The organism is Pseudomonas sp. KCJK9016 (assembly GCF_046231795.1).
GTDB classification, from domain to species: Bacteria; Pseudomonadota; Gammaproteobacteria; order Pseudomonadales; family Pseudomonadaceae; genus Aquipseudomonas; species Aquipseudomonas bananamidigenes.
Window position 1 is genome coordinate 1 of sequence record NZ_JBJJMM010000049.1, and the last position, 21,466, is coordinate 21,466.

The 21,466-nt window shown below is 58.5% G+C and carries 23 protein-coding genes, 3 tRNA genes and 1 pseudogene; 11 read left to right on the forward strand and 16 right to left on the reverse strand.

Annotated features, from left to right (window positions below):
• The 5 genes from ACK6BI_RS27570 to ACK6BI_RS27590 all read left to right on the forward strand — a co-directional run.
• Window positions 1-937: excinuclease ABC subunit UvrC (locus tag ACK6BI_RS27570; protein ID WP_409319609.1), on the forward strand; the 937-nt coding region annotated here is incomplete at its 5' end.
• Between the two features lie 32 nt (window positions 938-969).
• Window positions 970-1,530 carry a CDP-diacylglycerol--glycerol-3-phosphate 3-phosphatidyltransferase gene (gene pgsA / locus ACK6BI_RS27575; RefSeq protein WP_409319610.1) on the forward strand — a complete coding sequence of 187 codons (561 nt, stop codon included), beginning with the start codon at window positions 970-972 and terminating at the stop codon, window positions 1,528-1,530.
• Between the two features lie 60 nt (window positions 1,531-1,590).
• Window positions 1,591-1,666 (forward strand) — tRNA-Gly (locus tag ACK6BI_RS27580).
• Window positions 1,667-1,712: 46 nt separating this feature from the next.
• Window positions 1,713-1,786: transfer RNA gene (locus ACK6BI_RS27585), tRNA-Cys, on the forward strand.
• Window positions 1,787-1,979: 193 nt separating this feature from the next.
• A tRNA-Leu gene (locus ACK6BI_RS27590) sits at window positions 1,980-2,066 on the forward strand.
• 537 nt (window positions 2,067-2,603) lie between these two features.
• Here ACK6BI_RS27590 and ACK6BI_RS27595 read toward each other — a convergent pair.
• The 3 genes from ACK6BI_RS27595 to ACK6BI_RS27605 form a co-directional block, all read right to left on the reverse strand.
• A complete protein-coding gene (locus tag ACK6BI_RS27595; protein WP_409319611.1) occupies window positions 2,604-2,996 on the reverse strand; it encodes a RidA family protein in 393 nt (130 codons plus the stop codon).
• A 232-nt stretch (window positions 2,997-3,228) separates the two neighbouring features.
• On the reverse strand, window positions 3,229-4,257 hold the full coding sequence (locus ACK6BI_RS27600) for a chorismate mutase (protein WP_409319612.1): 1,029 nt from the start codon (window positions 4,255-4,257) through the stop codon (window positions 3,229-3,231).
• Between the two features lie 34 nt (window positions 4,258-4,291).
• Window positions 4,292-5,143: an NAD(P)-dependent oxidoreductase gene (locus ACK6BI_RS27605; protein WP_409319613.1), complete on the reverse strand. Its 852-nt coding sequence runs from the start codon at window positions 5,141-5,143 to the stop codon at window positions 4,292-4,294.
• Between the two features lie 118 nt (window positions 5,144-5,261).
• Between ACK6BI_RS27605 and ACK6BI_RS27610 the strand changes: the two genes are divergently transcribed.
• The gene (locus ACK6BI_RS27610; protein ID WP_409319614.1) at window positions 5,262-6,122 is read left to right on the forward strand and encodes a LysR family transcriptional regulator; all 861 of its coding nucleotides are present in this window, start codon (window positions 5,262-5,264) and stop codon (window positions 6,120-6,122) included.
• A gap of 1 nt (window position 6,123) precedes the next feature.
• Here ACK6BI_RS27610 and ACK6BI_RS27615 read toward each other — a convergent pair whose 3' ends face one another.
• The gene (locus ACK6BI_RS27615; RefSeq protein ID WP_409319615.1) at window positions 6,124-7,635 is read right to left on the reverse strand and encodes an MFS transporter; all 1,512 of its coding nucleotides are present in this window, start codon (window positions 7,633-7,635) and stop codon (window positions 6,124-6,126) included.
• 168 nt (window positions 7,636-7,803) lie between these two features.
• On the opposite strand from ACK6BI_RS27615, the gene ACK6BI_RS27620 reads away from it, so the two are divergent.
• The 3 genes and pseudogenes from ACK6BI_RS27620 to ACK6BI_RS27630 all read left to right on the forward strand — a co-directional run.
• A complete protein-coding gene (locus ACK6BI_RS27620; RefSeq protein ID WP_409319616.1) occupies window positions 7,804-8,562 on the forward strand; it encodes an SDR family oxidoreductase in 759 nt (252 codons plus the stop codon).
• A 79-nt stretch (window positions 8,563-8,641) separates the two neighbouring features.
• Window positions 8,642-9,148, forward strand: coding sequence for a nuclear transport factor 2 family protein (locus tag ACK6BI_RS27625; protein WP_409319617.1), 507 nt, complete (start codon window positions 8,642-8,644; stop codon window positions 9,146-9,148).
• Window positions 9,093-9,227 (forward strand): annotated as a pseudogene (locus tag ACK6BI_RS27630) (aldehyde dehydrogenase family protein); the annotation flags it as partial. The gene ACK6BI_RS27625 and the pseudogene ACK6BI_RS27630, both read left to right, overlap by 56 nt.
• Before the next feature lie 134 nt (window positions 9,228-9,361).
• On the opposite strand, the gene ACK6BI_RS27635 reads toward ACK6BI_RS27630, so the two are convergent.
• The 7 genes from ACK6BI_RS27635 to ACK6BI_RS27665 form a co-directional block, all read right to left on the reverse strand.
• A complete protein-coding gene (locus tag ACK6BI_RS27635; protein ID WP_065260512.1) occupies window positions 9,362-9,592 on the reverse strand; it encodes a hypothetical protein in 231 nt (76 codons plus the stop codon).
• A 273-nt stretch (window positions 9,593-9,865) separates the two neighbouring features.
• Complete coding sequence (locus ACK6BI_RS27640; RefSeq protein ID WP_409319618.1) at window positions 9,866-11,503, reverse strand: ABC-F family ATP-binding cassette domain-containing protein; 1,638 nt, start codon at window positions 11,501-11,503, stop codon at window positions 9,866-9,868.
• Window positions 11,504-11,646: 143 nt separating this feature from the next.
• Window positions 11,647-12,684 (reverse strand): DNA topoisomerase IB, encoded by a 1,038-nt coding sequence (locus ACK6BI_RS27645; protein ID WP_409319619.1) that lies wholly within the window; start codon window positions 12,682-12,684, stop codon window positions 11,647-11,649.
• Window positions 12,685-12,755: 71 nt separating this feature from the next.
• The gene (modC, locus tag ACK6BI_RS27650; protein WP_409319620.1) at window positions 12,756-13,835 is read right to left on the reverse strand and encodes a molybdenum ABC transporter ATP-binding protein; all 1,080 of its coding nucleotides are present in this window, start codon (window positions 13,833-13,835) and stop codon (window positions 12,756-12,758) included.
• A gap of 3 nt (window positions 13,836-13,838) precedes the next feature.
• Window positions 13,839-14,519: a molybdate ABC transporter permease subunit gene (gene modB, locus ACK6BI_RS27655; protein ID WP_260519649.1), complete on the reverse strand. Its 681-nt coding sequence runs from the start codon at window positions 14,517-14,519 to the stop codon at window positions 13,839-13,841.
• Window positions 14,520-15,287, reverse strand: coding sequence for a molybdate ABC transporter substrate-binding protein (gene modA, locus ACK6BI_RS27660; RefSeq protein WP_409319621.1), 768 nt, complete (start codon window positions 15,285-15,287; stop codon window positions 14,520-14,522). It abuts the gene before it with no gap.
• 173 nt (window positions 15,288-15,460) lie between these two features.
• On the reverse strand, window positions 15,461-16,522 hold the full coding sequence (locus tag ACK6BI_RS27665; protein ID WP_409319622.1) for an NAD(P)H-dependent flavin oxidoreductase: 1,062 nt from the start codon (window positions 16,520-16,522) through the stop codon (window positions 15,461-15,463).
• Between the two features lie 220 nt (window positions 16,523-16,742).
• Between ACK6BI_RS27665 and ACK6BI_RS27670 the strand changes: the two genes are divergently transcribed.
• Together ACK6BI_RS27670 and ACK6BI_RS27675 are read left to right on the forward strand one after the other, a co-directional pair.
• Entirely contained in the window at window positions 16,743-17,726 is a 984-nt protein-coding gene (locus tag ACK6BI_RS27670; RefSeq protein ID WP_409319623.1) for an MDR family oxidoreductase, read from the forward strand.
• A 60-nt stretch (window positions 17,727-17,786) separates the two neighbouring features.
• Window positions 17,787-18,245, forward strand: coding sequence for a GyrI-like domain-containing protein (locus ACK6BI_RS27675; protein WP_409319624.1), 459 nt, complete (start codon window positions 17,787-17,789; stop codon window positions 18,243-18,245).
• Here the strand turns inward: ACK6BI_RS27675 and ada are convergent.
• From ada to ACK6BI_RS27700, 5 genes are all read right to left on the reverse strand, one after another.
• On the reverse strand, window positions 18,242-19,309 hold the full coding sequence (ada, locus tag ACK6BI_RS27680; RefSeq protein WP_409319625.1) for a bifunctional DNA-binding transcriptional regulator/O6-methylguanine-DNA methyltransferase Ada: 1,068 nt from the start codon (window positions 19,307-19,309) through the stop codon (window positions 18,242-18,244). The genes ACK6BI_RS27675 and ada overlap by 4 nt on opposite strands.
• Window positions 19,310-19,397: 88 nt before the next feature.
• A complete protein-coding gene (gene alkB, locus ACK6BI_RS27685; protein WP_260519644.1) occupies window positions 19,398-20,054 on the reverse strand; it encodes a DNA oxidative demethylase AlkB in 657 nt (218 codons plus the stop codon).
• Window positions 20,055-20,059: 5 nt separating this feature from the next.
• Complete coding sequence (locus tag ACK6BI_RS27690) at window positions 20,060-20,773, reverse strand: 2OG-Fe(II) oxygenase (protein WP_409319626.1); 714 nt, start codon at window positions 20,771-20,773, stop codon at window positions 20,060-20,062.
• A gap of 92 nt (window positions 20,774-20,865) precedes the next feature.
• Window positions 20,866-21,042, reverse strand: a complete 177-nt coding sequence (locus ACK6BI_RS27695) for a hypothetical protein (protein ID WP_176704475.1) — start codon at window positions 21,040-21,042, stop codon at window positions 20,866-20,868.
• Window positions 21,043-21,069: 27 nt separating this feature from the next.
• Entirely contained in the window at window positions 21,070-21,372 is a 303-nt protein-coding gene (locus ACK6BI_RS27700; RefSeq protein ID WP_065260500.1) for a DUF1883 domain-containing protein, read from the reverse strand.
• Window positions 21,373-21,466: the final 94 nt, after the last annotated feature.

Consider the following 21,466-nt stretch of genomic DNA (forward strand, 5'->3'; position numbering starts at 1 on the left):
CGCGTTTCTCGGTCAGTACTTCATCAGCAGCCCCGAGCGCGATTTGCCAAGTGAGTTGATCGTCAATGTCGTGCACGATGATTTTCCTGCCTTGATTGAGGCGATCCATGAACTGCGGGGGCGCGAACTGAGTATCAGCCATCGGGTCCGCGGAACGCGGGCGCGCTGGCAGCAACTGGCGGTGACGAACGCCGAACAGGCATTGGGTGCCCGGCTGGCCAACCGTCAGCATGTAGCGGCGCGCTTCGAGGCGTTGGCCGAGGTGCTGAACCTGGATGAGCCACCGCAGCGCCTGGAGTGCTACGACATCAGTCATTCCAGTGGCGAGGCAACCGTCGCGTCCTGTGTGGTCTTCGGGCCGGAAGGGGCGATCAAGTCGGATTACCGTCGCTACAACATCGAAGGTGTGACGGCGGGCGACGACTATGCTGCCATGCATCAGGCGCTCACCCGGCGCTTCAGCAAGTTGAAGGACGGGGAAGGCAAATTGCCGGATATTCTGTTGGTCGACGGTGGCAAGGGTCAGTTGTCGATGGCGCGCGATGTGCTCAACGAACTGGCCGTACCGGATCTGATCCTGTTGGGTGTCGCGAAAGGCGCGACACGCAAGGCGGGGTTCGAGACGTTGTATCTGAATGATGCGGCGCATGAGTTTACCTTGCGCGGCGACTCGCCGGCATTGCATCTGATCCAGCAGATCCGTGACGAGGCCCACCGGTTCGCGATCACCGGACATCGTGCGCGCCGCGGGAAAACCCGCCGTACGTCTACGCTGGAAGGCGTAGCGGGCGTAGGACCAACCCGGCGCAGGGACCTGTTGAAACATTTTGGTGGATTGCAGGAGCTGTCTCGTGCAAGCATCGAAGAGATCGCCAAAGCGCCGGGGATCAGTAAAAAGCTAGCAGAGTCGATTTATGCAAACCTGCATAGTGAGTAGAATGCCCATTCACCTCGTAGCCAGTTGTGCCGATGAATATCCCTAATCTGATTACCGTTCTCCGTGTCCTGCTCATCCCGATCTTCATTTTGCTGTTCTATCTGCCTTACCAGTGGAGCTATCTGGCCTCAAGTTCGGTATTCGCCTTCGCGGCAGCGACAGATTGGCTCGATGGTTATCTGGCACGTCGTCTGGAACAAAGCACTCCGTTCGGCGCATTTCTGGACCCTGTCGCTGACAAGCTGATGGTCGCCGTTGCGCTGGTGTTGCTGGTGCAAGAACACGGAAACCTGTGGCTCACATTGCCGGCGGCCGTCATCATCGGTCGCGAGATTGTCGTTTCGGCGTTGCGTGAATGGATGGCCGAACTGGGCGCGCGGGCGCAGGTTGCCGTATCGAACCTGGGTAAATGGAAAACCGCTGCGCAAATGCTCGCGCTGGTGATTCTCCTGGCCAATCCCAAGGACTTCAGTTTCTGGGTTTTCATTGGTTACACATTGCTGATGGTATCTGCCGGTCTGACCCTGTGGTCGATGGTTCAATACCTTCGCGCTGCGTGGCCGCATCTGAAGACCGATGTTGAAAAGAAATAAAACTTTTTTGAATCAAAGGGTTGACGGCGCTTCTGATTTCTATAGAATGCGCCACACCAAGCGGGAATAGCTCAGTTGGTAGAGCACGACCTTGCCAAGGTCGGGGTCGCGAGTTCGAGTCTCGTTTCCCGCTCCAGTTTGTACAACGTTTGTTGTTTCGCTACTGACAGCAAATGTTTTGAGGCCGAGTAGCAAAATGGTTATGCAGCGGATTGCAAATCCGCCTACGCCGGTTCGATTCCGACCTCGGCCTCCACTATAAACAAGCTCCGTAGATCCATGATTTACGGAGCTTTTTTATTTCCATCTGATGATGGGTTTAGTCTTCAAAACAAGCTTTACGAACTTGCTTCACCGGGGACTGATGTATATATTTCCCCCTCTGCTGAACGGACAGCAATCTGTCAGGATCGCGAACCGGCATCAGAGCAACGCAACACCGCGCTACCGCCCGAATGGCGAAACTGGTAGACGCATGGGACTTAAAATCCCCCGCTCGTAAGGGCGTGCCGGTTCGATTCCGGCTTCGGGCACCATCTTAAATCAAGGGTTTGCGAGCGAAAGCTGATGCAAACCCTTGTTTGTTTTCGGTCCGCAATTTTGACAGTGGTCCGCAATTCACTTCGTAGGCATCACTCCACGCCGCCGGCGGCAAAAAGTTTTAATGAAGGGTCACGCTGTCGTGCCCTGGGATTTTGACCGTGGCGCCACGCTTGGCCAAGGCCACTGCGCGGAACACTGCGATGGCCCGGGTTTCGCCGGGCTGTCGGTTCCATGGGAGCTGCTGGAAAAGCAGCTAACGGCTGAGCTGCGCCAACGACTTAACGAAGCGGCTCACGTGTCCAGCGATGACTTTGGATTTGCGTTGAGCGAGTGCTGAGGATATCCGCTGACAGGCATCTTTTTGCTCGCATCGGAATTAATTGTCGCCTGCTTCCAGCCAGTAGTGGCCGTCGGCGTAACGTGCTCTCACGTGCTTACCGATTCCGCAGGCGGGTAAAATTTCGGATCTACTACTGCATTACGTGGGCAGCCCCTTTTTATATTTGGATATGCAGGTGCTTGTCAGAAACCTATCGCTCTACGGCGACGCATTTGATCTCCACGAGAAGGCCAGGTCGAGCCAATTCACTGACACCAATGCAAGTCCATGCACAAGTGCTTCTCGGAAAGACTTTATCCTTTACGCGTCTGAAAATTGGCATGTGACGGTGCATATCAACGTGATAAGTTGTCATTTCTACGACATCTTCAAATTTACAGCCACCTGCCTCCAAAACGACCCGGAGATTGTCCCATGCAGCTAAAAACTGCTGCTCGGGGTCTTCAATGACGAATAACTCCGGCGTCCTGCCTACCTGACCCGCGCAGTAGAGCGTTTTTCCTACCTTTACTGCTGGTGCATAACCAGCACGCTCGTAGATCAATCTCATGCCATCTGGAACAATGATCTGACGATCAGTCATGATTGCGGAGCCCCAAGTTAAAACGGTTACGAAAGCTAACTCGGGGGCCAGAGCGGCGTCCACTCAGTTCACTTCTTATCTATTAATCAACCCCACAGGTGCTTTAGGCCGCTGCTGAGTCGTTATGAACTCATTACCTGATATGGCTACCTCGATCGATGCAAAAGGCGCCAGCCGGGAGCGTTACTGATCAGAAGCATTTCGATGGTTGGTTCGTTATCAGGCTGGCTCGTCAGTGCGTGTTGTCATCACCTTGAAATATATCTGCGTAAAGTCGCGCGACTGTAGGGGTAAGATTCTGAATGGAGGGAATGAGAAAGTCGGCGTGTGGTGCGAGCCGTTTTACATAGATGACTTCGTAAACCCTGCGCACGATTCCAGGTGCCGTTTCTTCCCGGTCGAGACCTGGCATTATCCCTACCGCTTTGTAGCCGGCTTGCTCCAGCGCTTGTTGCATATACGGCGTGCGGGTTGTTGCCATGCCATAGATCAGCCCCGCGCCCATGAACATGCCGATTTTTTCTCCCAGGTCCTGGGCCGCGACGGCCAGTCTGGCTTGTCTGTGCGGTTTGGCTACCGCACCGACCCGCCCGAAAATAACGTCAGCACCGTCAATTTTTTCCCACGTGGCGATAGCGACAATCTGATCGTTCTGGCGGACGACGGTAGCCAATATTCCTCGCTCCGGATCGTCTTTGAGCACCACGTTGTCTGCGTAGAACTGCTGGTCCAGAAACGGGCTTCCCAACCCCACCGCAATGGAGGGAAACCATGCACGGAAAAAGTCTGTCGCGACATTGATCTCCTCACGTTTCAGGTAATCCCAACTGTAGCCAGAGGGTAAATCGGTGAAGCTGCGAATTTGCTCGATCGTTGGCCATTTCATGCGGTTCTGCTCGTCTGATTGCTTCGATAAGTGGCGCCAGGGTCTGGCCCGAGGGGTAAGGTTATTGGCGGGTGTCGAGTCATGCCTGGCGGCAATCTGCCTGTGGCGCTCGACCACTTCGCCAATGACTAATTGCATCAGCCTCTGCACGATGGCCGTATCCAGCTCGGCCTTCTGAGCAAGTGCTGTCAGACGCTGGTATTGCTGCTGCTCTCTGGCCTCGTCTACCGCAGGCAACTGATATCGGGCTTTGAGCAATCCGACCTCATCGGTACAGCGAAACCGTTCCGCGAGCAGGTGGATGAGGGCGGCGTCGATATTGTCAATGGTTTTCCTGAACGTTGTGAGTTGACGCGCGATGTCGGAGTTTTCCATGAATGACCTCGTGGCAGATGTTCGAAAGAGCTTCTCAATGATTCGTCTGCCGAGCGAAAACCGACCAGTCCTTGTCGCCATCCCCCCTGGCTATCGCCGACGTCATTTTCAATCGCGCGGCATTCGCTGCTGGCAATTCCAGTCCCTTGAGACGACCCGCATCGATCGCCAGATTCATATCCTTGAGGCCAAGCGACAGTTTGAAACCCGGTTCAAAATTGCTGCTGACGATGTTCTGCCCATAACGTTGATAACTGGGGCAGGCGAACAGGGTCTGGGTCATGAGATTGATGAAAGTCGAAGGACTCAGTCCGTGGTGTTGAACGAGCCCGCTGGCTTCGCCCAGCGACTGGATGGCTTGGGTGATCATCATGTTGCCGGCGATTTTCGCGATACAGGCCTGTTCAGGTTGATCGCCCAGATACCAGGTGTTTTTCCCGAGCAGGTCGAGCAGCGGTTGGACGGTCGAGACAGCGGCCTGCGATCCGGCCGCCAGGATATTCAACTCGCCCTTGGCCGCCACGGCGGGCACGCCGAAAACCGGCGCCGCGATCAATGGCATGCCGACGGCTTCATGTTCGCGCTGCAACTCCAACATCAGCGAAGGCGACAAGGTCGACATCACGACATGCACGCAAGTTTTGTCTGCAGTTTCCAGAACAGTGCTGGAGAGCAGCACTTGCCTGATGGCGGCATCATCGGCCAGAAGTGTGATGACCACCTCTTGCTGGAACGCCGAGGCCGGCGTTTCGATAACGCTGATGCCTTCGAGATCCTTGAGCGCCGCGTGACTGCGGTTCCATGCCGATACGTGATGGCCAGCGCGGACGAGCAGTGGAATGATCGCTCTGCCCATGCTTCCCACTCCGATAAAGCCAATCTTCATTTGCAGTCTCCGGTTGGTATTCGACGATGGTGAGTGCAGACAAGTATGTCGGGCACGGGATTGCTACGGCACTGCCATTGCTGCACTCTCACTGTTCATTTTTGTACGGGGGCAGAGCATGGAGTGGAGTGATGTGCGGGTCTTTCTCGCGATTGCCCGCAGCGGGTCATTGGGCGCTGCCGCCAAGCTGTTGGGGGTCAGCCATCCGACCGTGGGGCGGCGCTTGCAGGTGTTGGAACAATCCAGTGGCCAGCCCGTTTTCCTGCGTACCAACCAAGGTCTCGTACTGACCGAAAGCGGAGAAAAGCTGCTCAGTCTCGCGCAGGAAATGGAACAAAGTGCGTTGGCCATCGAAAGGCGCCTCGCGGGGGATAGCACCCAGCCCGAAGGTGTGTTGCGTATTTCCTGCGCTGACTGGTTCGCCTGTTATGTGCTGGCCCCGGTGCTGAGTGAACTGGCCCGGCGCTATCCGTTGATCGTGCCCGAGGTCATCGCCGGGCATCGATTGTTTGATCTGGCTCGCCGCGACGCCGACATCGCGTTTCGAATCGTTCCGTTCACCGAGCCCGATATCGTGCACCGCAAGCTGATCTCCCTGACTTACGGGTTATACGCAGCCGTTGGATCTGCTGACCCTGAGCCAGAGGGCGCCGGGCTGGGTCTGATCACCATGAGTGTTGCCCAGTCTCATTATCCCGACGTGCAGTGGCTGCAGCAGCGTTACCCGCTGGCGCGTACCGTGTTTACCAGTAGCAGCCGCACAGTCCAGGCGCAAATGTGTGCACAGGGGCAGGGCGTCGCGGTATTGCCCCGCGCTTTGGGCGACCAGTTGACGGCGCTGCGTCTGATCGATACGGATGAACCGCCACCAGGCCGCGACATTTGGATGGGCTACCACCAGGACATGCGCCAGATGGACAGTCTGCGCGCGCTTGCCGACCTTGCCTCCGTCATGATCGGCACTCCGGCAGGCGGTTGATTCACTCTGCCGGGTGCATGGCCGCCGTTTGCAGCTCTGCAGCAGGTTGGCGCGCCAGACTCAGGCTCAGTCCTGCGCCTACGGCCAGACAGGCAGCGATGCACAGTATGGCGACGGTGAAGGCTTGGGTGATGGCGGCCGCGTCCGTGTCCTTGCCCAGAAGCGTGTAAAAAATGCCACCTATGATCGCCACGCTCAGTGCCGTGCTGATTTGCAGGGTGGAACTGGTGATGCCCGCAATCATGCCGGAATACGCCGGTGCCACGCGTCCTGTGATCATGCGCATCAATGTCGGAAGGGCCAGTCCTTGTCCGAAGCCGATCAGAAAGAGAATCACGGCAAGAGACAGAGCAGAGGGCTTGACGGCCGTCGGTGTGTGCGCCACAAGCCAGGCCAAAAGCACGAACCCCAGCACTTCGAGTGACATTCCGAAGGGATTCACATAAGACCCCAGCAAACGCCGGAACAGATGGGTGGTGAGCGGCCCGAGCAAAAAACCTGCGCCGAATGGAAGGAAGACCAGACCTGCACTGAGTGGGCTCGTATGCAGCGCTCCCTGTAAATAGATGGAAAACAGCAGGAAGAACACACCGATTGCGTAGAAGGTCAGTGCGACGAGCAATGCCCGGCCCAGCCCGGGTGCACGCAGTGCAGCAGGGTTCAGCAACGGCGCGCCTTGCGCTTGATACAAACGGGCTTCGTAGCGCCAGAACAGCCAGGCAAGCAGTGGCGCCGCCGCCAGCGACAGCCAGGCCCACAACGGCCAACCCGCTTCACGTCCCTCGATCAGCGGAACGATCAGCGCCGCAAGCGTCACCATCGACAACAGCGTTCCACCCAGATCCAGCTTGCTGGTCCGGGGTGCGCGGGTTTCCTTGACTACGGGGATGGCGATCAGAATGACCAGCAACGCAATCGGTAAATTCACCAGAAATATCGTCCGCCAGCCCAGGTTCATCAGGTTGAGCGAGATCAGAATCCCGCCAAGTGCCTGGCCGACTACCGACGCCAAACCAAACACCGCACCGTACAGGCTCAACGCCAAGGGTTTTTCCGACTCAGGAAATATCGCCTGCACTGAAGCGAGTGCCTGCGGCGCCATGACAGCGGCCGTCACGCCTTGCAGCGAGCGTCCGGCGATCAACACCCAGGGTGACTCGGCGACACCGCAGATCAGTGAGGCGACGGCAAAGCCAATCAGGCCAACGAAGAACATTCTCATGCGGCCAAAGATGTCACCAAGCCGTCCGCCGGTGATCAGTGTCACGGCATACAGCGCCGCGTAAGAAGAGATGATCAACTGTTCGGCAGAGGAGGCCGTGCCTAGCGATTGCTGAATTGAAGGCAGCGCTACGTTCACGATGAAAAAATCCAGCGGCGGCAAGAATGCACCGACCAACAGGATGGCGAACATCAGCCAGCGCCGCTGTTCTGCAAGGGCTACTATTTTCTCCGGCATAAGGTCTCCTTTCTGAAACCCTTCGGCTCCAGAATATTTTCGATTGCGGGTCATGCTTTGAATCAGCTGACTTCAATCTAAACGATCAAACCCTGGCTGACGCCTCACATAAATGAACGGCCAATGTTCATTTATGGCAGTGCCGCTGCGCCCCTGCCTCCTCGCAAAATGGCCGCACTGTGGTTCCGGTCGAGCCACACAACCGAAATCGAGGAGTCAGTTATGTCGGGTAAATTCGCTGATCAGGTCGCAGTCGTCACCGGCGCGTCCACCGGGATCGGATTTGCGATTGCACAGGGTTTGATTGCCGAGGGCGCCAGGCGCGTTTACATCACTGGGCGTTCTGCAGCCACGCTGGAGGCTGCGGTGGCCAAGCTTGGCGACAGGGCGGTCGCGGTCATTTCCGATGTCGCGCGCCAGGTTGATCTGGACGCGCTCAAGGTGACGATTGAGGCGCACGACGATCAACTGGACTCAGTGTTTGCCAATGCAGGTATTTGTGAAAAGAACCCGCTGGGCGAGACCACCGAGGCCGCCTATTTCAACATGTTCGACATCAACGTAAAGGGAGTCTTTTTTACTGTACAGACGTTGATGCCATTGTTGAAAAATGGTGCTTCGATCGTACTGACGGCCTCTATCTGTTCCAGCAATGGCATGGAAGGACTGAGCCTCTACAACGCGTCCAAAGCCGCGGTACGTTCCTTTGCCAGGACGTGGGCCAACGAACTCAAAGGTCGCAAGATTAGAGCGAATGTCCTGAGCCCTGGCTTCACTCGTACACCGCTGATGGATAACGGCTTGAAGATGAGCGAAAGCGACGTTGCCGCGCTGCGTCAGCACGTCGAGCAGATCACGCCATTGGGTTACATGGCCGAGCCTGAGGAAATCGCCTCGTCGGCACTGTTTCTTGCGTCTGCCGATGCGAAATATGTCAACGGTGTGGAGTTGATGGTTGACGGCGGCCTGTCGCAGATCTGACCACGTGCTTAACCGTAGCGCAGCCCTCGCGCAGGGCTGCCTTCCTCGCTTATGCGCAGTCCCTGCAGGAAACCTCATCATGAACAATGAACAACTGAACGCCCGACTGGACGCCCTGGAAAGTCGCGCCGCCATCGAGTCGCTGATCAGCGCCTACGCCAATGCTTTCGACCGCATCGACGCCTCGCTTCTTGGCTCAATCTGGCACGAAGAGTCGACACTGGATCTACCGGGTTTTGGCCAGGCTGGAAACCGTGACGAAATCCTGGCAATGGCGCAAAACAGCTGGCGCCAGATGCCCCATATGCACCACTGGATGGCCAACCCGCTGATTGAAATCGAGGGTGACAGCGCAGTGGGCACGGTAGCTGCGGATTGCCTGTTTCATGACATTGAAAAAGGCCCGGTGCAAGTCAGCGGTCTTTACCACGACAGGTTTGAACGTCGGGACGGAAAGTGGGCGTTCCTGTCACGTCGTTTTGAAATGCATTTCCTGACGCCATTAAAAGATTGGGTACCCGCAGCGGGCGAAGAGTCGACCGGAAGGGTTGCACTCGGGCTGGTTCGTCAACCCCACGATTTTTAACGATGCTGACAATCGGTTACGCATTGCTCGTGAAGAAATTTTCGGCCCTGTGCTGACGATCATTCCTTATGAGACGGAATCACTCGATAGCCAGAAGATTCGATTGCAGTGGTGCACACAGGCCAAGGCGTGAGCCTGATTGAACCGGATGGCCGGTTCAATCAGGCGTTGCCTGGACGAAGGTCTGACCGCTCAAGCTTACCCCTCGGCGAATTACCGGAAACGGGGCAGTGGCCGATCAATCGGTTTGAGCGACGACAGCGTGCTACGGATCAGCGGTGTGTCCTTTTCGATGTCGTTCAGCCGGTCGCGGATGCGCAGGGCGGTGGGGTGCCCGCCTTGATGGTCGACCCAGTCGGCGATCTCCTTGCAGGCGGCGGCGAGACGTGCCTCCCGGGCCTCGAGCAAGGTGAGGAGAGTGGTGATGGACTCTCTTTCGGACATGGAACACCTCCGTTCGGTAAAACGCTCTGAGGCAGCAAAAAGCCCGCGAAGCGCGAGCTCTCTGCCGTTGGGGCGCTGCTCCTTCAGCTCGTTTGAGTATAGACCCGCAAATGACAGCTATCCGTTGCAAAACGTATTGACGGACAACCGGGGCTGGCTGCGATGATCTGACGCAACGCTGCAAGGCCAACAGGTCTTCCATGGCGTTATCGCCGTTGCTTTATGTCAGATCAACTATAGAAGCCCCGACCGATCGTGCAAAAAATACACAGCTCAGTTCGTCGGCTGGAACGACCAGCCCGACGGCTGCCAATGCAGGTTGTGAGTCGGATGTAACGCTCGCAGAAACGCTTGATCGTGTGACACCACGACAATTGCTCCGGGAAATGCCTGCAAAGCCTGTTCGAAAGCCTCCACTGATGGCAGGTCCAGATGATTGGTTGGCTCATCAAGCAGCAACAGTTGTGCGGGCGTTTCCCTCCACAAGGCCAGCGCCAGTGCCGCTTTCAAACGTTCGCCGCCACTCAGTGATCCGCACGGTTGCGTGGCGCGGCGGGCGTCCAGTTGCAGTTGCGCCAGATAACTGCGCAGGGTGCCTTCTTCCAGTGTCGTGCCGTGGGCTGTCAGTTGTTCAATGATGGAGGGCTGATCGTCCAACAGATTCAGTTGTTGATCGAGAAATGCGCAAGGCACATGGGTCGTGCTGTGTCCGCCGATTGCACGCACTTCTCCGGCGAGCATTTTCAGCAAGGTCGATTTGCCGCACCCGTTGGGGCCACTGACGGCGACCCGCATCGGACCACGCAACCAGAGATTCAATCGGCTCGTCGGCAGGGCGGGAGATATCCAAGGCAGTCCTGCGTCAATCAACGTACAGACCTGGCGGGCAGTCGGCACGTTGCTGCCAGGCAGGTTGACCGACACACAGTCTTCGGGGGCTACTTTGGCGTAGGCCTCGCGTACCTGATTATCCAGATCGGATTTGCGCCGCTCATGGGCGCAGCGGACATGACCCATGATTTCCCGGGCGGCGCCCTTGATGGCGACGCGTTCGAAACTGGCAATGTTGGCCGTATCAGCATTGCGGCGAGAGGTGGCCGCGCGTCGTTGTATGGTGTCGTGTTCGCGTTGCAAGCGTAACCGTTCACGGTGACGCTCGCTCCTGGCTTGATCGAGGCGGGCCTGCGCGGCGGCCTGGTGGATTTTCTGTTGCTCTCGAAACGCCGAGTAGTTGCCGCCAAACTCGTTCGCGCCTGCGGCGGTGAGTTCGACGATGCGCTGCATACTGTCGAGCAATTGTCGGTCATGGCTGATGACGATCAAGCCACTGCGCCATTGTTCGAGCATGCCGAGCAGCCATTGCCGGCCGGATGTATCCAGGTGATTGCTCGGCTCATCAAGAATCAACAATGATGGCTGAGTCAAGAAAGCACCAATCAGGGCAATGCGCGCCTGCTGGCCACCGCTCAGATTGCTCATTCGGTCGCCAAACCCTACGTGGACCAATCCGGCGTCATCCAGCAAGCGACGCAAGCGTTCCGCAAGATCCCAATGTTCGCCGACGATGTCGATGTCCTCGACGCAACCATCACCCTCGTTCAGACGACCGAGTGCCTGAAGAATGGTGGTGCTGCCTGTCGCATCGGCCACGGTCTGACCGATTGGCACGACAGGGTTTTGTTCCACATAGGCTGTTGTCACGGAGCGGACCACGCTGCCGCTCGTTGGTTGCAGGACCCCGGCGATCAAGCGTGCCAGCACGCTTTTGCCAACGCCGTTGCGCCCGACGATGGCGCAGGGGGTGTGGTCGAACTTCAGATTGAGTGCATCGAAAATCGTCTCGCCATTGGCGAACTGGAAACCCAGCTGGTTCAGGGAGACGAGGGCGGGCGTACGCGAGACGTGAGTCATCGGCACCTCCAAAAAATGTCGTGAACACTGACAAGCGCCTTTAATGGCGTGTCGCGATTACATTTTTGAAGGCTTAGTTGTTCACTTCTGCGGTCGTCCTGAAGGAAGGAAAGTCGCAAGCCTAGCCGAGACGCCCGCAGGGTTCAAGGCGTGGTTGCCATGTCGACCATGCGTTCCAGAAAGATCGCCAAGGCGACTTCCTCGGTGCGCAAGCCCTTGCGCACCCGAGGCCTCGGAAGATCGGCCAGCGCCCCCAGCATGAAATGCTCGACCACCGCCGGATGGATGTAGCACTTGCGACAGACTGCGGGTGTATTGCCCAGTTGTCTCGCCACACCCTTGACCATCTCCGCCACATGTCGTTTGGCCTCGGTTTCCGACTCCCATTGCAGCTCTCGCAATACCGCCAGCGCCAGAGCGCTGCCGGCCCAGGTGCGATAGTCCTTGGCGGTGAAGTCTGCGCCGGTGAGGGTTTGCAGGTACGCGTTGACGTCTTGCGAACTGACGGTGTGCCGCTCGCCGTTTTCATCCAGGTACTGGAACAGGTTCTGCCCGGGAATCTCCATGCAACGCTTGATGATGCGCGCCAGGCGCCGGTCCTTCACGGTGATTTGATGCTCAATGCCGCTCTTGCCCCGAAACTGAAACAGAATCGCGCTGCCGTTGATCTCGACATGTCGGTTGCGCAGGGTGGTCAGCCCGTACGACCGATTCTCTCGTGCGTATTGAGTGTTGCCGACGCGGATCAACGTGGCATCGAGCAGTGTGATCACCGTGGCCATCACTTTGTCACGGCTGAACCCCGGCGCGGCCAGCAGTGCTTCCAGCCGTTTGCGAAGCTTCGGTAAGGCCATGCCGAACTCGCGAAGACGAGAGTATTTGTCGGCATCACGGACTTCACGCCAGCGCGGGTGATAACGGTATTGCTTGCGCCCCCGGGCATCACGACCGGTTGCCTGCAAGTGGCCGCGAGGGTCGGCGCAGATCCAGACATCGGTGTAGGCCGGCGGCACGGCCAGCGCATTCAGGCGTTTGATTTCGTCCGGGTCGACGATGCGCTGGCCATGGGGGTCGAAATAGCAGAACTTGCCACGCAGCTTCTTGCGTGTGATTCCGGGTTGAGTGTCATCGACGTAATGCAGGTCCGAAGGCAACACTTCGGTCAGCGCGGCATCGGGCATGGCGGATTCCCTGGTGGCGGTCTGTTGTTACAGCGATTGACCGCATGCTCTGCCAGTCGTGCCGTCGCGATTCAGGCCAGTACCGCGACGGCCTTGATTTGCGCCCACAATGCCTGGCCCGGATGCACGCCCAACTGATCCCGAGAGTATCGCGTGATACGCGCCAGCAGTGGCGTGCCGCCGGCGTCCAGTCGAATCAGCACATGGGCGGCATTGTCCGCAGGCATCTCGCTGACCACTCTGACCGGCAGGCGGTTGAGGATGCTGCTGTGTTCGCTGTCATGCAACGTCAGGCTGACATCGCGGGCCTGTACTTTGCAACGCAGTGCCTGACCGACGTCCATTGGCGCGTGAGTCACGCGAATATCCAGCAAGGTGTCGGGCAGTCGCAGGCAGAGTAACTGGTAGGCGTGATCGTAAGAGGTGACTTGACCCTCGATGATCACGCCGGCGTCATCGCCCATGGCCAATGGCAGATCAAGACGTGCCAGGGTTTCTCCGATCGGACCGCTGGCCAGCGCTTTGCCGGCTTCGAGCAGCACCAGATGATCGGCCAGCCGCGCCACTTCATCCTGGGCGTGGCTGACATACAGAACCGGAATATCGAGTTCATCGTGCAGGCGTTGCAGGTAAGGCAGGATCTCACTTTTTCGCTGGCTGTCGAGCGCTGCCAGGGGTTCGTCCATCAGCAGCAGTTTCGGACTGGTCAACAAGGCGCGAGCAATGCCGACGCGCTGACGTTCGCCACCGGACAGATGCTGCGGATGCCGTTCCAGCAAATGGCCGATTCCCAGCAGTTCGGTGGCTTGCGCCAGGTCGACCCGACGCTGGTCTTTCGCGATGCGCTTGAGGCCGAATTGCAGGTTGGCCAGCACCGAGAGGTGCGCAAACAGGCTGGCTTCCTGAAAAACATAACCCAGCGCTCGTCTGTGGGGCGGGACAAAGATACCGGTTTGGCTGTCCTGCCAGACTTCACCATTGATGCTGATAAAAGCGTCAGCGGCGCGTTCGAGCCCGGCGATACAGCGCAGGCAAGTGGTCTTGCCCGAACCGGACTGCCCGAACAGCGCGGTCACGCCTCGGCCCGGCAAACTCAGGTCGACATCCAGGCCGAAGCCTGGCCAGGCGAGTTTCAAGCGAGCTTCAATCATCGATCAACTCCAGCCTGCGCGCGACTTGCGGCTGGAATAAAGCGCCAGCAACACCAGAAACGAAAACACCAGCATCGCCCCGGCGAGCCAATGCGCCTGTGAGTACTCCATGGCTTCGACATGATCGTAGATCTGTACCGACACCACGCGGGTCTTGTCGGGAATATTGCCGCCGATCATCAGCACCACACCGAATTCGCCGACGGTATGGGCGAAACCGAGAATCGCCGCGGTAATGAATCCGGGGCGTGCGAGCGGCAGGATGACGCTGAAAAAAGTGTCCCAGGGATTGGCACGCAAAGTGGCGGCCACTTCCAGTGGGCGAGTGCCGATGGCGGAGAAGGCGTTTTGCAATGGCTGCACCACAAAAGGCATGGAGTAGAGCACCGAACCGATCACCAGCCCGGTGAAACTGAAAGTGAGCGTGCCCAGCCCCAGCCACTGGGTGAAATGGCCAAGAAAGCCATTCGGCCCCATTGCCAGCAACAGATAAAAGCCGATCACGGTCGGCGGCAACACAAGGGGCAGGGCAACGATGGCCCCGATGGGGCCGCGCAGCCAGGAACGGCTGCGTGACAACCACAGGGCAATCGGAGTGCCGATGACCAGCAGGATTGCGGTGGTCAGGGACGCCAGTTTGAGGGTCAGCCAGATCGCCGCGAAATCGGCACTCGTCAGCGACATTTACAGCTGGTAACCGTAGGACTTGATGACCGCAGCGGCTTTCGGCCCCTTGAGGTAGTCAACCAGCGCCTTGGCGGCGGCGTTGTCCTTGCCTTTGTTCAGGATGACGGCGTCCTGCTTGATCGGGTCGTGCATGTTCGCCGGAACGATCCACGCAGAGCCGCTGCTGACTTTGCCGTCCTTGTAGATCTGCGACAAGGCGACAAAGCCCAGCTCGGCATTGCCAGTGGATACGAACTGGTAGGCCTGAGTGATGTTCTGGCCTTCAACGATCTTGGCTTTGGTCGCTTCCGTCAATTTCAGCTTTTCCAACACTTGAGTGGCGGCGAGGCCGTAAGGGGCGGCTTTCGGGTTGGCGATGGACAGGTGCTGGTATTGGTTTCTCTTCAGTACGTCGCCTTTGGCGTCGACGTAACCTTCCTTGGCCGACCACAGCGCCAGAGTGCCGATGGCGTAGGTGAAACGCGAACCTTTGACGGTGTCGCCTTCTTTTTCCAGTTTTTCAGGTGTGGTGTCGTCAGCCGAGAGGAACACCTCGAACGGCGCGCCGTTCTTGATCTGGGTGTAGAACTGTCCGGTAGCACCATAGGCTGCCACCAGTTTGTGCCCGGTGTCTTTTTCGAAATCGGCGGCAATCGCCTGAATCGGTGCGGTGAAATTGGCCGCGACGGCGACCTGCACTTCATCTGCCTGAACAGCACCCACGGCCAATACCGCGATTAGAGAGGCCAGGCAGGCAGGGGCAAAACGTGAGGCACGAATGGTCATGTAACAGCTCCGTTGTTGGCAGGTGCAGTGGGCAGTTGTTGTTAGAGGGGTAGACTGCGCCGATGCGAGGGGGAAATCGCTATATAGGAGAATATATAGCGAAACACCTTTAAACGGAAAGTGCTGGTTTCGCCTCGGGCAAAGGCGCGCTGCCTGTCACCTGTTTACGTGGATTATCGAACCAGTTTCGCCAGTGCGCCTTCGGCCAGTTGCCGAGTCAGTTGCGCACTGCTCAGTTCCTTGCCCAATGCAAACGCCTGACCGGCCCAGAGGTTACTGAAGCCGGCCTCGTCCCTCGCGCGCAAGGGCATCAGCGCGCCACCAGCCAAAGGAAACGCCGGGGCTTTGTCTGACATCGGCCCCAGCTCGCGCATCGCCCGGTTCAGAATTCCCCGTGCCGGCCTTCCGGTAAACAGGTTGGTGATCGCCGTTTCACTGTCTTTTGCCGTACGCAACGCCTTGTGATGCGAGGCGCTGATTTTTGCCTCCGGTGTAAACAGATAAGCCGTGCCGACCTGCACGGCCGATGCCCCGAGCATGAGGGCCGCCGCAACGCCTCGCGCATCGGCAATCGCACCGGCAGCAATCACCGGTACCTTGACCGCATCGACGATTTGCGGAACCAGGGCAAAAGTCCCGACCTGACTGCTCAGGTCGTCGCTGAGGAACATGCCCCGGTGGCCGCCGGCTTCGTAGCCCATGGCGATGATTGCGTCGCAACCGTTCTGTTCCAGCCAGACAGCCTCATCGACGTTAGTTGCCGACGACAGGATTTTCGCCCCGGTGGCCTTGACCCGGTCCAGCAGGGATTTTTCCGGCAGGCCGAAATGGAAACTCACCACCTCCGGGCGAATCTCTTCAACCACTTCGCAAGCGGCCAGATCAAACGGGGTGCGGTTGGATACCGGAGTCGGTGCATCGAAGTCGGCACCCAGTTCGCGGTAGTAGGGTTCCAGCAGATTTTTCCAGTCTCGTGCCCGCTGTTCATCGGGTACCGGTGGCTGGTGGCAGAAAAAATTGACGTTGAAGGGTTTGTCGGTGCCCTGGCGGATGGCCTTCAGCTCCTGGCGCAGTTGCTCGACGCTCAGCAGTGCCGCCGGCATCGACCCCAGCCCGCCTGCATTGCACACGGCGATGACCATCGACGAATTTGTGGCTCCGGCCAACGGGCCCTGGATGATCGGCAGTTCGATGCCGAGCAGTTCGAGAATGCGGGTGTCTGGCCATTGGCTCATGGAATAGGCTCCGAAGGACAAAGCAGGGCAGAGAAGCTGAAGCCGGTTTTTTACCAGCAAAACCGGCTTCAGGGCCAGCCGGGATTTGTGGTTTTACAGTCATTGCAGTCATCGCTGACGCAATCTTTCAGCGATTGGCGGAAAGTCGAGTGGGGCAATAAGGTTGCAGTGTGCTATTTGAATGCCATGAATCTTCGAACTCACGTCCCGGGAGGCAAACATGTTCAAAGGCATTCTGATCGACAAAGACGACTCCGGTTATCGCGCCACCCTGGAGGAAATCGACGAGCAACAATTGCCCGAGGGTGATGTGACAGTGCGGGTCGCGTACAGCACGCTCAATTTCAAGGACGGGCTGGCGATTACCGGCAGCAGTCCGGTGGTGCGCAAGTTCCCGATGGTGCCGGGGATCGACCTGGCCGGGACGGTGAAAGTTAGCAGCCATCCGGACTACAAGGCCGGCGATCAGGTATTGCTCAATGGCTGGGGCGTGGGAGAAACCCACTGGGGAGGTCTGGCTCAAAAGGCACGGCTCAATGGCGACTGGTTGATCCCGCTGCCCAAAGTATTTTCCCCGGCCCAAGCGATGGCTGTCGGCACGGCCGGCTATACGGCGATGCTGTGCATCATGGCGCTTGAGCGAAATGGCGTGACGCCAGACCAGGGCGAAGTACTGGTCACCGGCGCCAATGGCGGGGTCGGCAGCTTTGCCATAGCCTTGTTGCACAAGCTTGGCTACCGCGTGGTGGCGTCCACCGGGCGGGTGTCGGAGCATGTATATCTGCAGCAACTGGGCACCAGCGAAATCATTGATCGTGCGACCTTGTCCGAGCCGGGCAAACCATTGGCGAAGGAGCGCTGGGCTGCGGTGATCGATTCGGTCGGCAGTCATACCTTGGCCAATGCCTGTGCGAGTACCCGCGCTGAAGGTACCGTCGCGGCGTGCGGTCTGGCTCAAGGCATGGATTTCCCGGCGTCAGTGGCCCCGTTCATCTTGCGTGGCGTGACGCTGGCCGGCATCAACAGCGTGACCCAGCCCAAGGCGCGACGACTCGAGGCCTGGACGCGTCTGGCCAGGGATCTGGATTTCGCTCTGTTGCCCTTGATCAGCCATGAAATCGGCCTCAGCGAAGCGATTGAAGCGGCTCCGAAATTGCTCGCCGGTCAGCTGCGCGGACGGGTTGTGGTGGACGTCAATCGCTGACACATTAAGCGCCATCGCGGACCTGCCGGGCCGCATTTAAAAAAAGGGAGTGGCACTTCAATGGATTTACGACAGCAGCATGTCGAGTCGTTCACGGTTTCAGGCTTGCGGGTGCGTACCACCAATGCCGCAGAGCACAAGTCCGAAACCGCGAAAATCGGGCCCATGTGGGGAGCGTTCTTCGGCAGGAACCTGGCGCAGGAGATTCCCGGCAAACTGGCCGAATCCCCGATCTACGGTGTGTATTCGGCCTATGAGTCGGACGCTTCTGGCGCGTTTGATGTGACCGCGGGCGTTGCTGTCGCCGATCCGCAAAACGGCTTCGAATCGATCCGCATCGAGAGCGGGGAGTATCTGGTATTCGAGGGACAGGGCGCATTACCAGAGGCGGTCATCACAACCTGGGGCAGGATCTGGAAATACTTCGAAGCCAACCCGCAGATCCAGCGCCGCTACGCCACCGACTTCGAGACCTACCTTGGTCCCGAGTCGGTAGCGATTTACATCGGCATTCGTTAAGAGCGGGTTTCCCGGGACAACAGCTCACGCTTGCGTTCCACGCCCCAGCGATAACCCGAGAGATTTCCGTCGCTGCGCACCACGCGGTGGCAAGGAATCGCCACCGCGAGGCTGTTGGCACCGCAAGCCTGAGCCACGGCCCGCACGGCTTTCGGGGAGCCGATGCGCTGGGCGATGTCGGCGTAACTGGCGGTGCTGCCGACCGGTATTTCACGCAGCGCCTGCCAGACCCGTTCCTGAAACGCCGTGCCCTGTACATCCAGTGGCAGGTCGAGGCCGATGGCCGGCGCTTCGATGAAACCGACGACATGGGCGATCAGTTGCTCGAACTCGGCATCGGCGCCGATCAGGTTGGCCCGACGAAACTGGTCCTGCAGGTCGCAGACCAATTGGTGCGGATCATCTCCCAACAGAATCGCACAGATACCTCGTGCACTCTGGGCCACCAGAATGGCACCAAGTGAACACTGGCCGACTGCAAAACGGATGTCGTTGTTTTGTCCGGCGGCCCGGAAGTCGCCCGGTTTCATGCCCAGCAACTGATCTGCCGATTCATAGAAGCGGCTGTTTGAGTTGAAACCGGCGTCGTACAGTGCGTCGGTTACCGAGTCACCATCCGCCAGACGTTGTCGCACTCTGCGGGAACGGTGTGCAGCAGCGTAACCTTTGGGTGTCAGGCCAGTGGCGGCTTTGAACACCCGATGGAAATGGAAGGGGCTAAGGCCGGCGGCTTCGGCCAGTTCGTTGAGTCCCGGCAGGGTTTCGGCGCTTTCGATCTGACGGCAGGCTGCGGCCACGGTCGCGGCATGTTGCGCGGCCACGTCGCTCTGATCCTTGCTCGCCCGTTTGCTGGGACGATAGCCCGCCGCCTCGGCCTCTTCGGCCGTGTCGAAAAACTCGACATTCTGCGGCTTCGGCAGGCGGGCCAGGCTGCTTGGGCGGCAATAGATCCCGGTGGTCTTCACGGCATAGACAAACTGCCCGTCCGCCCGTGGATCCCGTGCGATGACAGCGGCCCAGCGTGGATCATCTTGCGTAGTCAGAGTGGTGGAAAGCGTTTTCATGATGGAGAGTCCGTTGACCTGTTGAGTTTCAGGTTAACCAGTGCCGCCAACGGTAACACTCCGGCCCTTGCGGTCAAATTCCGGGAGGTCATCCCGCGGTGCGAAACGTCAGGTTGAAACGCTGTTCGCCCAGTTGCGGATGCCGGCCGTGTTTGATCGGCAGCACGCCATGGTAACGCAGCCGGTCGACGCCACCCCAGATCACCATATCGCCGTGCAGCAGTGAAACGCGCTGACTTCTGTCGCTGCGATTGAAACCGCCGAACAGGAAAATCGCGGGCAAGCCCAATGACAGGGAAACGATGGGCGCCGTGTAGGTGCTTTCGTCCTTGTCCTGATGCAGAGACATTTTTGCGCCGGGGACATAGCGATTGATCAGGCAGGAATCCGGCCTGAAGTCATGAAAGCCTGCCTGCAACGCCGCTGCCTGCGCCAGCTCACGAAACACCGCAGGCATTTCCGGCCAGGGCAGGTGGCTCAGCGGATCTTCGGCCGAATAGCGGTAACCGCTGCGATCGGTAATCCAGCCCAAGGCGCCGCAGCTGCTGGTGGCGACCGACATGCTGAAGCCGCCGGGTGTCATCATGTGGCGCAGGGGCGCCCGTTCGATGATCGATTCCAGAGCGGGCAGCAACTGTTCGATACGAGATAAGGCGAAGCCTCGCAACACCCACGATTGCTCACCTATCTGCTCAGAACGGCGGGGCTGCTCGGTGTCGGCGAAGAGGTCCGGATGGTTTTGCATGATGATCAGGTTGCGTCATGAAAGATGATGCCCAGAGTATGCCGCTTTCCGCTGTGCAGGCGACTCACGCCGTGGCGCAGGGTGACGCGATAATCACCGCGCACGCCTTTCACCGGGCGCTGGTTGACGGCAAAAATCAGTGCGTCGCCTTTTCTCAGCCCCATCACCATGGGGCGAGACTGCATTCTGGGGCGTTGCTCGGTCAGGACGAACTCACCACCGCTGAAGTCTTCTCCTGGTTCTGACAGAAGAATCGCCACTTGCAGCGGAAAGACATGTTCGCCGTACAGGTCCTGATGCAGACAGTTGTAGTCCTGCGGACCGTATTGCAGCAAGAGTGGAGTAGGCCGCAGTTGACCGGCGGCGTGACAGCTCGCGAGAAATTCGCTGTGCTGCGGAGCAAATCGCTCCGTTAATCCCATTCGTTCGTGCCAGCGATTGGCCAAGGGAACGAGATGCGCATAAAACGTGCTGCGCAGCCGCTCCACCAACGGTGGCAATGGGTAGCGCAGATATTTGTACTCACCACGCCCGAAACCGTGGCGGGCCATGATGACTTGCGAACGGAAAGGACCGCTCTGCGGGTAAAGCGCACTCAGGCGGTCACAGGTTTGCGGGGGCAACAGCGAACGGATGATGGCGCAACCGTCTTGATCCAGCTGTTGTTCGAGTGCGATCCAGTCGAGCGTGTCGAGGGGAGAGTCAGGTGACTTCGGCATACTGATTCCTTGGCTTGCGTCCAGGCGATCAGTCTAGGCAGCCCGCCAGGCCGGAACACTCCGGCGCTTGCGGTCGAATTGTCACCTTGGACTTACAGCGCCTTGCTGACGCTGATGTCGCTGATCACGTCGCCGCTCTGGCCGTGAATGGCATCCAGCGCGGCCTTGGCCTCTTCCGGCGTGCCGTTTTCCAGTTGGGCGAACTCGAAACGGCGCTCGCCATTGAGTTTGTACTTGATGACGTATTTGGTCGTTTGGGCCACGGTCATGCTTACCTGATTGTGTGGATGGGGCGTTCAGCTGAGTTTCGAGCTGGAGCGGCGGATGATCTTGATCGAATGGGTCAGGTTCGGCTTGCGGGTCACACTGATCGCCCGGCGGCTGACGGTATCGATGGTGATGTTCCAGAACCCGGTGCTCGGCGCGGTGATACGGGCCGGGAATTTGTCGAACGCGCCACCATGGTAGGTATGACGGCCGCCGTTCTTGAAGCTGCGGAAGTTGGCGTCGTTCATCAGACGGATGTTGCAGGTTTGCGAGCACTGGATGACGACGATGTCGTCTTCGTTGAGATGCTCGCGCTGGTGAATGAATTTCATGGGCGCCTCCAGAAGGGCTTTTTCTACAAAATCAAAACGATAGCAAGGACAATTGGCGGCAGTTTATCAGTCCGGACGGGTTATTATCCGGCCG

Bases quoted from the DNA above. Each gene is read 5' to 3' on its own strand.
- ada (WP_409319625.1), bottom strand. From the start codon at position 19,309: ATGAAAACGCTTTCCACCACTCTGACTACGCAAGATGATCCACGCTGG.
- alkB (WP_260519644.1), bottom strand. From the start codon at position 20,054: ATGCAAAACCATCCGGACCTCTTCGCCGACACCGAGCAGCCCCGCCGT.
- ACK6BI_RS27625 (WP_409319617.1), top strand. From the start codon at position 8,642: ATGAACAATGAACAACTGAACGCCCGACTGGACGCCCTGGAAAGTCGC.
- ACK6BI_RS27620 (WP_409319616.1), top strand. From the start codon at position 7,804: ATGTCGGGTAAATTCGCTGATCAGGTCGCAGTCGTCACCGGCGCGTCC.
- ACK6BI_RS27690 (WP_409319626.1), bottom strand. From the start codon at position 20,773: ATGCCGAAGTCACCTGACTCTCCCCTCGACACGCTCGACTGGATCGCA.
- ACK6BI_RS27615 (WP_409319615.1), bottom strand. From the start codon at position 7,635: ATGACCCGCAATCGAAAATATTCTGGAGCCGAAGGGTTTCAGAAAGGA.
- modC (WP_409319620.1), bottom strand. From the start codon at position 13,835: ATGATTGAAGCTCGCTTGAAACTCGCCTGGCCAGGCTTCGGCCTGGAT.
- modB (WP_260519649.1), bottom strand. From the start codon at position 14,519: ATGTCGCTGACGAGTGCCGATTTCGCGGCGATCTGGCTGACCCTCAAA.
- ACK6BI_RS27595 (WP_409319611.1), bottom strand. From the start codon at position 2,996: ATGACTGATCGTCAGATCATTGTTCCAGATGGCATGAGATTGATCTAC.
- pgsA (WP_409319610.1), top strand. From the start codon at position 970: ATGAATATCCCTAATCTGATTACCGTTCTCCGTGTCCTGCTCATCCCG.
- ACK6BI_RS27610 (WP_409319614.1), top strand. From the start codon at position 5,262: ATGGAGTGGAGTGATGTGCGGGTCTTTCTCGCGATTGCCCGCAGCGGG.
- ACK6BI_RS27675 (WP_409319624.1), top strand. From the start codon at position 17,787: ATGGATTTACGACAGCAGCATGTCGAGTCGTTCACGGTTTCAGGCTTG.
- ACK6BI_RS27670 (WP_409319623.1), top strand. From the start codon at position 16,743: ATGTTCAAAGGCATTCTGATCGACAAAGACGACTCCGGTTATCGCGCC.
- ACK6BI_RS27665 (WP_409319622.1), bottom strand. From the start codon at position 16,522: ATGAGCCAATGGCCAGACACCCGCATTCTCGAACTGCTCGGCATCGAA.
- ACK6BI_RS27645 (WP_409319619.1), bottom strand. From the start codon at position 12,684: ATGCCCGATGCCGCGCTGACCGAAGTGTTGCCTTCGGACCTGCATTAC.
- ACK6BI_RS27695 (WP_176704475.1), bottom strand. From the start codon at position 21,042: ATGACCGTGGCCCAAACGACCAAATACGTCATCAAGTACAAACTCAAT.
- ACK6BI_RS27600 (WP_409319612.1), bottom strand. From the start codon at position 4,257: ATGGAAAACTCCGACATCGCGCGTCAACTCACAACGTTCAGGAAAACC.
- ACK6BI_RS27700 (WP_065260500.1), bottom strand. From the start codon at position 21,372: ATGAAATTCATTCACCAGCGCGAGCATCTCAACGAAGACGACATCGTC.
- ACK6BI_RS27635 (WP_065260512.1), bottom strand. From the start codon at position 9,592: ATGTCCGAAAGAGAGTCCATCACCACTCTCCTCACCTTGCTCGAGGCC.
- ACK6BI_RS27605 (WP_409319613.1), bottom strand. From the start codon at position 5,143: ATGAAGATTGGCTTTATCGGAGTGGGAAGCATGGGCAGAGCGATCATT.
- modA (WP_409319621.1), bottom strand. From the start codon at position 15,287: ATGACCATTCGTGCCTCACGTTTTGCCCCTGCCTGCCTGGCCTCTCTA.
- ACK6BI_RS27640 (WP_409319618.1), bottom strand. From the start codon at position 11,503: ATGACTCACGTCTCGCGTACGCCCGCCCTCGTCTCCCTGAACCAGCTG.